We start from the raw sequence: 11,972 nt of genomic DNA, 5'->3' as shown, positions 1-11,972 counted from the left end.
CCTGTCCGGTCTGAATGTGCCGCCATAAATGGCAAAAAAGCCCAAACATACGTCCGGGCTTGGGAATTGGTGGGTCCGGTGGGGTTCGAACCCACGACCAAGGGATTATGAGTCCCCTGCTCTAACCCCTGAGCTACAGACCCGTCAAGAGTAGGCGCGTATTGTATAGCATAGCGGTGGGATTGACAAACTTATTTCATCCGATGAGTAAAACGCAGTTGCTTCCTCCGAAGGCAAACGATGAGCTGGCGGCAATGCGTTTTTCGGTTTCCCAGCGGCTGCTGCTGCCGGTCAGGTTGATGGCGGGCAGGTCGGGGTCGTTCTGCCCGTCCCAAAGCTGGGGCGGAAATTTTCCTTCGGGATTGCTTTGCCGGTCGGCAATGCCCCACGCGAACGCGGCTTCGATTGCGCCCGCCGCGCCTAAAGTATGCCCGGTTTGCGGCTTGGTGGACGTGCAGGGCGTATTGTTGCCGAAAACTGCTGCAACGGCGCGGCTTTCCATACTGTCGTTGTGGTGCGTCCCGGTGCCGTGCAGATTAATCCAGCCGATGTCTTCGGGCGCAAGACCTGCGTGTTGCAATGCCGTCTGAAAGGCAAGGATTGCGCCTTGCGCGTCGGGGCGGGGCGTGGAAATATGGTAGGCATCGCTGCTTGAACCATAACCCAGAAGCTGCATACCGCCGGAAAAATCCGCATCGCGCGTCATGATGAATACGGCTGCGCCTTCGCCGATATTGATGCCGTCGCGGTTGGCGGAGAAAGGGTTGGCAATGTTTGGGGACAAGACTTCCAGTGAGGCGAATCCGTTGACGGTCAGCGGCGAGAGTGTGTCCGCGCCGCCGCAGATGACGGCATCGCACATACCGGCGCGAAGCAGGCGGGCGGCACTGATTAATGCGCGCGCGCCGGAAGTGCAGGCGGTGGAAACGACGTAACGCAGGCCGTTCAGCCCATAAGCGTCGGCAATGAAATCGGCGGGCGCGCTCATAAGGTGTTGGCATTGGTTGAACGTGAGATCTTGCCAGGCTTTTCCCTGCACTGCCTGTCGGAACATCGGGATGTTTTCGTCCGCGCCGCCGGTGGATGTGCCGATAACGACGGCAATCCTGTTTGCGCCGTACCGCCGTATGGCGGCATCAATTTGCGGTTCGATTTGTTCGAGCGTGTGCCAGAGCAGCCGGTTGGTGCGGCTGCGGCAGTGTGCGGGCGTGCCGTCTGAAAAGGGGCGCAGGGTTTCTTTTACCATACCGAAGGCAAGGTTTTTGCCGCCAACCAGGTCGGATGAAAATGTCAGTGCCGGTTTGGAAGAAGGGGACAGCAGGGCATCGATGTGGGTGTGCAGCCCGCTGCCCAACGCGCCGGTGATGGCGGGTCTGCCGAGGTAAACGGGTGTGTTCATAATGTTTCAATCGGTGTAACCGACCAGCGGGTTTGGTCGGGAAGGGTAATCAGAAACTGTCCGCCAATATGGTTGACGCACCATATGTCCCGATTGCGGTAGCGGAACAATGTTCCTTCTTTGCAGAAGGACGCGCCGCCGCCTGCCTGTTTGAGGTCGGGATAGGGGGGCGCGGCATTTTCGGCGGTTATCAGCGGGAGCAGTGCGGCAAACAGGCGGCGGGACGGCATATTGGGCATCACGAACCCGTCGTTTTTCCAGCCGCCGCTGCTGATGGTCTGGCGTGAAACCGGTGCGCCCAATATGTCGGTTTGTACAAACCGGATGCCGTCTTCAAGCTGTTCGGCCGCCAGTATGCCGGTTTGTACCGGTTCTTGCCCCTTATTGTAGCGTTCCCATTTGAACCATTGTACGTCTTGGGTAAGGCGTGGTTGGGTTTGGGGCAGGGGCAGGGCATATGGGGCGCAGGCGGCGAGCAGTTTTGCGGTCAATAGGGCAAGCAGGGTCGTGGTCGGGCGCATAAGTTCCTTTCAAAAATGCCGTCTGAAGCGGCGGCAGGGCGGCTGACGGTTGGGATGCTGCGTATCGGGGACGGAGTACATCAGCAGTGCCGCCAGCCACAGGTTCAATATGACCCCGATGCCGACGGTCATGCCGAATGCGGCGACGGCCGGTGTGCCGCTGAAGGCAAGCAGGACGAAGGAGATGCCGGTCGTGAGCGCGGCAAGCAGCATACCGCCCAGCCGCGCATCGGTGCTGTGTCCGGCATTGAGCGCGTAAACGGCATAATCGATGCCGATGGCGGAAACCAACAGCAATCCGAACATGGCAAACAGGCTGACGGGAATGCCCAGCCAACCCAATACGGCAACAGTGCCGATGGCGGCAGCGACGGGTACGGCGAGGATTTTCCCACCCTGCCGCGCGCCAAACAGTCGCCACAGCAGCAGCCATGCCAGCAGGTAAGACGATAATTTCAGCCAAGCCGCCTGATTGCGCGTATGGCGGAACAGTTCGTTGAGCCTGCCGCGCTTGTCCGCCCATTTGATTCCCGGGACGGTTTCCGCCGTTTTGCGGACGGTTTCCGGATCGGTCAAGCCGTTCAGGCGGATAACGGAGGCATAACGGTGCGGTGCGGCTTCGCCGAGATACAGGGGTTTCCAAGCCTGTGCCAGAGGCAGGGTGATGCCGTCTGAAAGCGTGAGGGCGGGCGTGTCGGCCGCTTGCAGCAGGGCGGATTTCAGCGTGTCTTCGGGAATGCCCAGTTCGTGCAGGGCGCGGTAATTGCCAGGTTTGTCTGCAATCGCGCGCAAATATTGTTTCAGGCGGTTTTGTTCGGCTGTCGGCAGAATAAATTGATCTAGCGATTGGATGCCTTTCAGTTTGCCTTGTTTGATCAGGGGATCGAGGGTGCGGCGCAGTTCGGCATTTTTTAACAGCAGCGCGTCTTCGCTTGCGGCTTCGGCAACCAGATATTGACCGCTGAAATCGGTTCCGCCCAATGTGCCGATTTTTTGTATTTGCGACAACAGTCCGGGCGGCATATTCACCCATTGGCGGATGTCGTCATGCCAGTTGCTGCGCCACAGTCCGACGGCGGCGAAAACCATCAGGAAAACTGCTGCGGGATAAGTGAAGGACGGGGGAAGTTGTTTTTGGATGTGTTTGCCGAGCGCGGCACTTAAGGCGGCAAAAGGTACGGGTTTTGCCTGATAACGGGCAAACAGGGGCGGCAGCAGGCAGACAGTCGCGCCGAATGCGCCAAGTAGTGAAAATCCGGAGAAAACGGCAGTTTGCTGTAAAACCGGCAAAGGTGTGAACCAGAGCAGCGCGTATCCCGAAACGGTAATCAGCAGACTGACGGCAAAGGTGGGCAATACCTGCCTCATCGCCGGTTTCGCCTGCCATGATGAGAATACCGACGGGGTCAGCCAGTGCAGCGGGAAATCGACCAGCATCCCGATCAGGCTCGTACCGATAACCAGCGTCAGGGCGTGGATATGCCCAAATACCGCCAGCGTCGCCGCCAAACCCGCCAGCATGCCTGCGGCAGACGGCAGCAGCAGCCAGAAAGTGCGCGCGCTGCGGAAAACCCACAATATGAGGGTTACGGTCAGGGTTATTCCGGCAAAACCCATTATCCGGCTTTCTTTTTCTGCATCGGCTTTGGCGGCTGCTGCAAAAAGTGCGCCTCCCCCGGTCAGGATTTCGGTGTGCCTGTCGGATGCCAATGTCTGTGTTTTTTGGAACAAATGACCCAAGGCATCTTGAGGCAGGGCGTTGTCGGGCAGCTTGGCGCGTATCCAAACCCAGGTTTTCCCGTTGTCTTCGTTGAACAGCATACCGTTTTCGGGATGCCATTGCAGACGGGTTTGGGGATTGATTTTGTCGGCAACGAAACGTCCGAAACCCAGCCAGTCCTCGTCTAAGGGCAGGGGGGATACGGCAAACGGATTGGCGGCATCTTCGGCGCGTTGGCGGAAATAGTCGGCGGGTTTTTCGGTCAGCAAACGCCGTTGGGCTTCGGGTAAGACGGCCAAACTGATTCTGCCGATGTCTTGGCGGATTTGTGCAAGGTCGGGGCTGATTTGGCTGTTTACTTCGGAAAACAGTCCGCTTTGCCGCCATAAGGCGGCAATTTCCGATGCCGTCTGAAAAGCGGTTTCGGGTCGGGGGCTGCCGGCAAGCAGGATGATTTGGCTGTTGATTTGCGCGTCGCCGGCGCGTTCCGCCGCCTGCAAAACGGCATCTTGGCTGCTTTGGGGCAGCAGCTCGGTTAAATCGGTTTGCAGCCAATCGCGCGTTGTGATGTTGTAACAGGCAAAGGCGGAGAGTACCGACATCAGCAGGGTGTAAATCAGGCGGATCATAGCGGTTCGGACGGTGTCAGAGTGATTGTTCGGCAAACTTGTCCGGCGGGTTGCCGACGGTGATGCCGTCAAACTGCATATCGGTTTTGTCGCCTTGTTTTTCATGCAGTTCGATACGGCGCACGACGCTGTCCCCGCTGATGTCGATATGGTTGAAGATTTGTTTCATCAGCAGGGTTTTCGGTGTGAGTTGTAGCGTCCATTTTTGTGCCGACCCTTCGAGTTTTAGGTCAAACTGTTTTTCCAGCCCTTGCGTATCGCCGCCGAGCAGGTCGAGAAAGAGTTTGATTTGCCTGCTTTGCCCGGAAAATTTTCCAGTATCGGGCATTATCCAGCCTTTGCCGTTCCATTGGCTGATGCCGTCTGAACGGACGCGTAGGGTGGCGGCAAACGGTTTTTGCATCTGCCAGAGCAGACCGCGTTTGGGCATCAGTACGAATTTTCCGGTTGCAGCCATCGGTTTGGATAGGGATTTCAGATGGCGGTATTGGATAAAGCTGCCTTGGATGTTGTCGGGTTTTTGCAGTATCCGGGTCAGTTCGGCAGTGGAAAATGCCGAGGCGGAAAGGGCGGTTGCGGCAAGGAGTGCGGCAAGCAGGTATTTTTTCATGGTTGTCTGTCGGTGTGGCAATAATGGGTAAAAATGCCGTCTGAAAGCGGACGGTGGCTTATGCGGCTTGAAAAGTCGGATGACTCCGTACGGCTTCGAGCCAGCTTTCCGGCGTTTGGAACTGTGTTTCTCCGGTTTTCAAGGATACTGCCGCCTGCGTGGTCGATGCGCGGGTCAGTTTTTCGCCGGTTTGCTCATCGGACAAAGTGTAGTCGATACGCAGGCAAGTGTCGATTTCGACGATTGCCATATCGATGCGGATGGTTTGTCCGAACCGTGCGGGGCGTATGTATTTCAAGTCCATTTTGACGATGGGCCAACTGAAGCCCCGCCTGCCCATTTCACCGTAGCCGTAGCCTATGCTTTCAAGGAAGGCGCAGCGTGCGACTTCGAGGTATTTGACGTAGTTGCCGTGCCAGACGATCTGCATCGGATCGACATCGAAAAACGGGACTCTGACGGTGTGGCTGTGGCGGCAGAAAATGTGTTTTTTGTTCATCGGGGATGGTGCTCCGTGTGCCAAAAGTCGTAAAAATTGAACCATTGCAGCGGATTCAGACGGCATTCTTCTTCTAAAATGCGGGCGAAATGTTGCGCGGATTCTTTGATTTTTTGCGTGCGTTCCACCCGCGTCCAATCCGATGTGTCGGTCATAGGGCGAAGTTTCAGGCGGTAGCGTCCGTCCTGTTTGATGCAAAACAGCGCGTTGACCTTGGTTTTCAGCAGCGATGCCAGAATCCACGCCCCTTGCGGTATTTCGGTACGGTGTTGCAAAAAATCGACGGTTACGGTTTTTTCGCCCCGGACGGGGATACGGTCGGCGGCGATTGCCAGCCATTCCCCTGCTTCAATGCGCCGGCTGAGCGTCATCATCAGCGATGCGTCCAAGTCGCTTACCTGTATCAGTTGGATTTTGTCCGCCCCCGCCTGTTGCAGGGCTTCGTTGAACATTTGTGCGTGGCGGCTGTGTACGAGGACGTTGAGTTTGAAATTTCGGTGGTGGGAAACCAGTGCGCGGCAGATTTCCGTATTGCCCAGGTGCGAACAGGCAAAAATCTGCCCGCGCCCGTTTTGATACATGGCGGCGGTCAGGTTGTCGGGGTCTTCGATAATCAGGTCTTCGTAACGTATTTTGCGCTGCCATACGGCAAACCGGTCGCAAACGGCTTCGCCGAATGCCAAAAACTGCGCGAATATGCGGTTTTCAGACGGCATAGCGTCGGGAAAGGTATACCGCAGGCGGTTTTGGTAGGTATGGAGGTTTTTCCGTGCCCCGGGCGAGGTCAGGTAGAAATATAGGACGACAAACCAAATACACGGTTTCATTAAAAAAGGGGGCAGATAACGGACAATCACCGCCGTCAGCTTGAGGAACAGGCGGTTGCCGCGTTCGTTTTGTTCCGCCCAGTGTCGGGAAGTGCCGTTCATCGGAATGTGTCTTTCAATATGCGCCAACGCCATTTGAGCATACCGAAAAACAGCCGTGTGTGCATTTGGCTGATAAGGATGTTGTCGGCAAGGGCGCGGAAGTGGGAAATGCCGTCTGCGGCGTAACGGACGGGCGTGGGGATCCACACGATTTTGATGCCGCGCCAATATAGCCGGATCAGGATTTCGATGTCGAAGTCCATACGGTTGCCGATGTATTCTCCGCGTATGACCGCCAACGCAGGCGGCAACGGATAAAGGCGGAAGCCGCACATACCGTCTTTAATATCGGACGACCAGGTGTGAACCATATTCCAAAAGTCGGTAATCTTGCGCCCGTACAATCGGGATTTGGGCGCGTCGCCGCCGTATTGCGGCTGACCGCAGACGAGGGCTTCGGGATTGAGTTGCGCGGCACGGACGAACTTCGGCACGTCGTCCAAACAGTGTTGGCCGTCGGCGTCGATTTGCAGGACGTGGCTGTATCCCAGCTCCGCCGCCGCCTCGAAACCCGTGCGCACTGCCGCGCCTTTGCCGCCGTTGCTTGTGCGGCGGATGACGCGGATGCCGTCTGAAGCCAGATTTTCTAAAACGGGTATGCAGTCGGGGCGGGAGCAGTCGTCCACGACCAACACGTCCAAACCGCAGGCGCGCAGGCCGTGCGCGACCGTGCCGACGGTTGTCGGGTGGTTGTAATGGGGGATGAGGGCGAGGATGTTCATATTTATATTAAGGTAAGGCGGTAATCTTATTTGCCTTTGCGAAGGCGGTTCATTGTTCTTCCCTTGCGGTTGGGTTGGGACTGTCCTGCGGCGCGTCGAATACCAGTTTCCCCGAGGCGCAGGCGGCATCCTGTTTTCGGATGGTAAACGACAGTTTGTTTTTATCGGCATCGTATCCGAGTTCTACGGAAATGTCGTCATACGGACGGATAAACTGCTGGTATTTCAGGTTTTCGATGCGGATAATGTTTTGCCTGCCGAAGGGATGCCGTGCGGCAAGCAGGCGTATCCATTCCAATTCGACTGCGCCGGGGACGAGTGGGAAGGTGGAAAAATGTCCGCCGAAATAGGGTAAATCCAGCGGTACGCGGGTTTGATAGCGCAACCGGTTTCCTTCTGGCGGCAAGGTGTGCCATTGCGGCGCGGCGGGTTCTGCCAATGCCGTCTGAAAGTCCGCTGCGGTAATTTTCCCTTGTCCGTTGCGCGGCAGACGGTCTGTAAAACGCCAGTAGCGCGGAAGGGCGGCCGTGTCTTGCGTTTGGGCAAGGTGTTGCTTGAGTGCGGCGATAACGGCGGTGCGCCCCTGTTCCAGCCACGCCGTGATGCCTTCCGTATCGAGTGCCGCCCAAACGGCAATGCGTCCGTGTTCCGGATGCAGGGCGCAATGTGCGTCGGCAATCCAAGGGTGTTTCAGCAATTCGTGTTCGATTTGGTTGAGCGAAATGCGTTTGTCTGCCAATTTGATTATCCTATCCTGCCTGCCCAGCAGGGCAAAACCGTCTTCGTGGGTTTCGATGCAATCGGCAATGTATTGCACGCCGTTTGTCCACGACGAGGATATTTCCACCGATTTGCCGGTATTGCGGACGGAGACGTTGGGGAAGGGCTGCCACAAGCTTTGTTTTTGGCGGCAGGCGATGATGCCGGTTTCCGTACTGCCGTAGACCTCATAAGGGCGGACTGCATATTGTTCCAACAGGGCGGCGGTTTCCGGTGGGAGTTCCCCGCCTGCGGAAACGATGCCGTCTATCCTTCCGTTTAACGCCGCCCAATCCCGATTTTCGCCGAAACGGTTGAGCAGGGCGGGGCTGGCAATCCAGACATTTTGATAATCGGACGGCACGTTCAGGCTTGCCGACAGCAGCAGTTCGGGATAGGCGTTTTGCCTGCGGATCATCGCCCACCCCATCAGCAGCGGAAGCGCGAAGCGGAAGGTCAGTCCGTACATATGTTGCGGCGATACGCTGCCGAGGACGGCGGTTTTGCCGCGTCCGAACGGGATTGCCGCAGCCAGCGCGCGGGCTTCCGATTCGATTTGCGCAGCGGTTTTGACGATTGTTTTGGCTTCCCCGCCGGAGCCTGATGTACGCAAATGCACTTCGGATTCGGGCGGGATGTCCAATGCTTTCGGTATGCGGCTTTCAGACGGCATACTGCCGCAAGGGGTTGATATTTGCCAAACGCGGATGCCGTCTGAAACAATATCGGTGTCGGTCAGCAGGATTTGTGCGGATTCCGCCCAAGTCAGGTTTCCGGGCGCGGTATTCGGCAGCAGCAGGGCTTTGCCGCCGCTGCGCCAAACGGCAAGCAATGCGGCTGCGAACAGTGCGGCATCGTCAAACCACAATGCCGCCGAACGGATGTTGTTTTGCTTTAATTTTAACGACAGGGCGTGTACCGTGCGTATAAAATCGGCGCGGGTCCACAATGGGTCTAGGGCAATCGGTGTGCCGTCGGAGGGATGGATGTCAAACATTCGGGTCATATGCAGGTAGCCTGAAATACGGAGAACAAGCCTAGTCGTGCTGGCACTGCTCGTAGATTTTATTTTCGGGATAGGTATCTTTGCCCGAAGGATACCAGCCTTTCTTGCGCACGCAGGCATCTTGCTCACTGTCTCCGCCGCCAATCGGGTCATAGCCGCAGGAAAACATATCGTCGAGCTTTCGCTGTCCATACAGATTCATCTGCCGCAGCATTTCATCACGCTTGGCTCTGCTGGCTTCCGGTGGAGTTTTTTTAGCAGGATAAATTTTGTCTTCGTTGCACAGCTCCCACCAGCCCGACGCATCGGGCGGCACACGAAAGCCGCTGCCGATGTTCAGGCAGCCTGAAAGCAGGACGCAGAGCATAAGGGACGGTATCAGTTTGTTCATTTGGGGTCTCCTGATTGGGGATGATTGGGATTGGTACGGTGGTTTTGCTGTTCGAGCAAATCATAAACGCTGATACGGTGAATGGTATTAATATCATTTATTCAAAGTGGCAGAACGGAGGGTGTCGTGCCGGATGATAAAACAGTATTGCAGTGCCGCCTTGCCGATGAGTCGGCCGCCGCTGCTTATCGGGAATCCTGTCTGGACGATGCGGACAGGGCGCGCCTGCTGCGCGCGCCGGAATTGGCAGGGCGGACGGATTGGCGGGTCAGCCGCTTCCTGAAGCAGCAGGGCGGCAAGATATGTTCGCTTTCGCACAGCAAAGGGCGGGCGGCGGTTTTGGTCTGCGGCGGCGGCACGGTTTGCGGTGTCGATATTGAAACGATCCGTCCGCGCAATTTTCAGGCACTTGCCGAATGGGTTTGTTCCCCTGAAGAACGGGTTTTTTTGGCACGTTCCGGTTGGCAGGCAGAGGCTTTTTACCGCCTGTGGTGCATTAAGGAAGCACTGCTTAAAGCCTGCGGTTTGGGTTTTCCTCAAGATATGGCGAAAGTCGGTTATCGGACCGACGGTTCGGCAGTTTACGGTTTGCGTGCGGATGGCGGAACCGGTTGGCACGCCGTCAGCGCAATCTGGTGCGGCGACGCGGTTGTCGCCTGCGTGTGGCGCGGAGCTGCCGAATTGGTGTGGCAGTATTGCGGAACGGATGCCGTCCGGACGGTTTGCCATATCGAGCGGATAGGCGGCAAGGAAGTCTGAAAGGGCAGTTTGTTGTTTTATTCCGTTTTAAATCAATATGATGTAATCGGATTATGCGGCTTTATCCGTCCTTCCAACGTTTGAACACCAGCGAAGTGTTCACGCCGCCGAAAGCGAAATTGTTGCTCATCACATAATCCGTTTCGATTTCACGGCCGCCGCTTAAAATATAGTCTACCTTGCCGCAGCGCGGATCGATGTTGTTTAAATTTAGGGTAGGCGCAAACCAGCCGCCGTTCATCATTTCAATCGAGAACCACGCCTCCAGCGCGCCGCACGCGCCGAGCGTGTGCCCCAAATAGCTTTTTTGCGAACTCATCGGCACAAATCCGAACACGGCTTCGGTTGCCAGCGTTTCGGCGATGTCGCCTTTTTCGGTTGCTGTGCCGTGCCCGTTTACATAGCCGATTTTGTCGGGCGTGATACCCGCGTCCTGCAGTGCAAGTTCCATACATTTCTGCATAGTTTCTTTTTGCGGCTGGGTAACGTGGCTGCCGTCGCTGTTGGCGCCGTAGCCGACGAGTTCGGCGTAAATTTTCGCACCGCGCCGTTTGGCGTGTTCCAACTCTTCCAGTACAAAAATCCCCGCGCCTTCTCCGATGACCAGACCGTCGCGGTTTACGTCGTATGGGCGCGGGGTTTTTTCCGGTTCGCCGTTGCGGCGGCTGGCGGCATAAAGCGAGTCGAAAACATACACTTCGGACGGGCAAAATTCTTCGCCTCCGCCCGCCAGCATCATATCGGTCAGACCGTATTTGATGGCTTCGTAGGCATAACCTATGCCTTGGCTGCCGGACGAACACGCGCTCGATGTCGGGATGATGCGCCCTTTCAGCCCGAAAAAGATGCCGATATTGGCTGCGGTGGTGTGCGGCATCATGCGTACATAGGTGTTGGCACTGAAGTTGCGCGACGTGCCGGTCAGCAACAATTCGCCCACATCGCCGATGTCTTTGGTGCTGCCGCTGGAAGAGCCGCAGGCAACGCCCATCCGTCCGTCGGTAATGCTTTCGTCCCCGAGCAAACCGGCATCCGCCAGCGCCTGCTCCGCCGCATCGACGCACAAATACGACACGCGCCCCATACTTCTGAGCTGCTTGCGCGTCCAATGTTTCGGCGGCGCGTAATTTTCAATCGGCGCACCCAGTTGCGCTTCCAATTCGGGGAAACGTTCGCGCCAATCCATATATTTGACGGCGTTTTTTTCGGCTTTGAATGCTGCCTGTATGCTTTGCCAATCCCGGCCGAAGGCGGTAATGCCGCCTATGCCCGTTACTGCGACCCTTCTGGTATTCAACACAAACCTCCGTTTACCGCAATCACCTGGCGCGTGATGTACGCCGCTTTTTCATCCATCAGGAAACGCACCGCGTGCGCCACTTCTTCCGGCAGTCCCATACGCGCGGTGGGGATGGCTTTCAAAATTTCTTCGACAGGTACGTTCTCATCGATAATATCGGTATCGATGAGACCCGGCGCGACACAGTTGACGGTGATTTTGCGTTTTGCCAACTCAACCGCCAAAGCTTTTGCCGCGCCGATAATGCCCGCTTTGGACGCGCTGTAATTGACCTGCCCGCGGTTGCCCGTCAAACCGGATACCGATGCCATGCACACAATCCGTCCGGCTTTGCGGCGGCGTATCATCGGCATAACCAGCGGATGCAATACATTGTAAAAACCGTCCAAATTAGTCCGCAGCACCACATCCCAATCGTTGTCTGAAAACGCGGGGAAGGCGTTGTCGCGCGTCAGTCCGGCGTTCAACACCACGCCGTAATACGCGCCGTTTGCTTCGATGTCGGCAGTCAAAATATCGCGGCAGGCTGCGCGGTCGGACACGTCAAACTGCAACACGCGCGCATTTCTGCCCAAAGCGCGGATTTCTTCCGCCACGGCTTCGGCTTCGTCGCGGCGGCTGCGGCAGTGGACGGCGATATCAAAGCCGTCTTCCGCCAAACCGAGTGCGGCGGCTTTGCCTATGCCTCTGTTTGAACCGGTAATCAGGACGGTTTCAGTCATGGTTGT

Annotated in this window: 12 protein-coding genes and 1 tRNA gene; 1 reads left to right on the top strand and 12 read right to left on the bottom strand. The window is 56.8% G+C overall.

All coding sequences use genetic code 11. The features are described 5' to 3' along the window. Positions 1-67 precede the first annotated feature (67 nt). The 10 genes from Q3O06_RS00350 to Q3O06_RS00305 form a co-directional block, all read right to left on the bottom strand. A tRNA-Ile gene (locus Q3O06_RS00350) sits at positions 68-143 on the bottom strand. A gap of 53 nt (positions 144-196) precedes the next feature. Further along, positions 197-1,399 (bottom strand): beta-ketoacyl-ACP synthase, encoded by a 1,203-nt coding sequence (locus tag Q3O06_RS00345; RefSeq protein ID WP_301816949.1) that lies wholly within the window; start codon positions 1,397-1,399, stop codon positions 197-199. Then, positions 1,396-1,920: a hypothetical protein gene (locus Q3O06_RS00340; protein ID WP_301816947.1), complete on the bottom strand. Its 525-nt coding sequence runs from the start codon at positions 1,918-1,920 to the stop codon at positions 1,396-1,398. Before Q3O06_RS00340 ends, Q3O06_RS00345 begins: the two co-directional genes overlap by 4 nt. 9 nt (positions 1,921-1,929) lie before the next feature. Further along, positions 1,930-4,269, bottom strand: a complete 2,340-nt coding sequence (locus Q3O06_RS00335) for an MMPL family transporter (protein ID WP_301817121.1) — start codon at positions 4,267-4,269, stop codon at positions 1,930-1,932. A 16-nt stretch (positions 4,270-4,285) separates the two neighbouring features. Beyond that, a complete protein-coding gene (locus Q3O06_RS00330; RefSeq protein ID WP_301816946.1) occupies positions 4,286-4,879 on the bottom strand; it encodes an outer membrane lipoprotein carrier protein LolA in 594 nt (197 codons plus the stop codon). 58 nt (positions 4,880-4,937) lie between these two features. Then, a complete protein-coding gene (locus Q3O06_RS00325; protein ID WP_301816944.1) occupies positions 4,938-5,378 on the bottom strand; it encodes an acyl-CoA thioesterase in 441 nt (146 codons plus the stop codon). After that, a complete protein-coding gene (locus Q3O06_RS00320) occupies positions 5,375-6,307 on the bottom strand; it encodes a lysophospholipid acyltransferase family protein (protein ID WP_301816943.1) in 933 nt (310 codons plus the stop codon). Before Q3O06_RS00320 ends, Q3O06_RS00325 begins: the two co-directional genes overlap by 4 nt. After that, entirely contained in the window at positions 6,304-7,029 is a 726-nt protein-coding gene (locus Q3O06_RS00315) for a glycosyltransferase family 2 protein (RefSeq protein ID WP_301816941.1), read from the bottom strand. The genes Q3O06_RS00320 and Q3O06_RS00315 overlap by 4 nt, the downstream gene beginning before the upstream one ends. A 49-nt stretch (positions 7,030-7,078) precedes the next feature. Continuing rightward, complete coding sequence (locus Q3O06_RS00310) at positions 7,079-8,794, bottom strand: ApeI family dehydratase (protein WP_301816939.1); 1,716 nt, start codon at positions 8,792-8,794, stop codon at positions 7,079-7,081. A gap of 31 nt (positions 8,795-8,825) precedes the next feature. Then, on the bottom strand, positions 8,826-9,185 hold the full coding sequence (locus Q3O06_RS00305) for a hypothetical protein (protein ID WP_107818486.1): 360 nt from the start codon (positions 9,183-9,185) through the stop codon (positions 8,826-8,828). A 126-nt stretch (positions 9,186-9,311) separates the two neighbouring features. Between Q3O06_RS00305 and Q3O06_RS00300 the strand changes: the two genes are divergently transcribed. Next, complete coding sequence (locus Q3O06_RS00300; RefSeq protein WP_301816937.1) at positions 9,312-9,944, top strand: 4'-phosphopantetheinyl transferase family protein; 633 nt, start codon at positions 9,312-9,314, stop codon at positions 9,942-9,944. 61 nt (positions 9,945-10,005) lie between these two features. Here Q3O06_RS00300 and Q3O06_RS00295 read toward each other — a convergent pair whose 3' ends face one another. Both Q3O06_RS00295 and fabG read right to left on the bottom strand, forming a co-directional pair. After that, positions 10,006-11,244 (bottom strand): beta-ketoacyl-ACP synthase, encoded by a 1,239-nt coding sequence (locus Q3O06_RS00295; protein WP_301816935.1) that lies wholly within the window; start codon positions 11,242-11,244, stop codon positions 10,006-10,008. After that, positions 11,238-11,966 (bottom strand): 3-oxoacyl-ACP reductase FabG, encoded by a 729-nt coding sequence (fabG, locus tag Q3O06_RS00290; protein WP_301816933.1) that lies wholly within the window; start codon positions 11,964-11,966, stop codon positions 11,238-11,240. Before fabG ends, Q3O06_RS00295 begins: the two co-directional genes overlap by 7 nt. Between the last annotated feature and the right edge of the window lie 6 nt (positions 11,967-11,972).

The organism is Neisseria maigaei (assembly GCF_958267405.1).
In the GTDB taxonomy this organism is placed as follows: Bacteria; Pseudomonadota; Gammaproteobacteria; order Burkholderiales; family Neisseriaceae; genus Neisseria; species Neisseria bergeri.
The sequence above is the reverse complement of the archived record's forward strand: the minus strand, read 5'-3'. Positions and strand labels throughout refer to the sequence as shown.

Coding starts and splice junctions, on each gene's coding strand:
- Q3O06_RS00345 (WP_301816949.1), bottom strand. CDS start 1,399: ATGAACACACCCGTTTACCTCGGCAGACCCGCCATCACCGGCGCGTTG.
- Q3O06_RS00340 (WP_301816947.1), bottom strand. CDS start 1,920: ATGCGCCCGACCACGACCCTGCTTGCCCTATTGACCGCAAAACTGCTC.
- Q3O06_RS00335 (WP_301817121.1), bottom strand. CDS start 4,269: ATGATCCGCCTGATTTACACCCTGCTGATGTCGGTACTCTCCGCCTTT.
- Q3O06_RS00330 (WP_301816946.1), bottom strand. CDS start 4,879: ATGAAAAAATACCTGCTTGCCGCACTCCTTGCCGCAACCGCCCTTTCC.
- Q3O06_RS00325 (WP_301816944.1), bottom strand. CDS start 5,378: ATGAACAAAAAACACATTTTCTGCCGCCACAGCCACACCGTCAGAGTC.
- Q3O06_RS00320 (WP_301816943.1), bottom strand. CDS start 6,307: ATGAACGGCACTTCCCGACACTGGGCGGAACAAAACGAACGCGGCAAC.
- Q3O06_RS00315 (WP_301816941.1), bottom strand. CDS start 7,029: ATGAACATCCTCGCCCTCATCCCCCATTACAACCACCCGACAACCGTC.
- Q3O06_RS00310 (WP_301816939.1), bottom strand. CDS start 8,794: ATGACCCGAATGTTTGACATCCATCCCTCCGACGGCACACCGATTGCC.
- Q3O06_RS00305 (WP_107818486.1), bottom strand. CDS start 9,185: ATGAACAAACTGATACCGTCCCTTATGCTCTGCGTCCTGCTTTCAGGC.
- fabG (WP_301816933.1), bottom strand. CDS start 11,966: ATGACTGAAACCGTCCTGATTACCGGTTCAAACAGAGGCATAGGCAAA.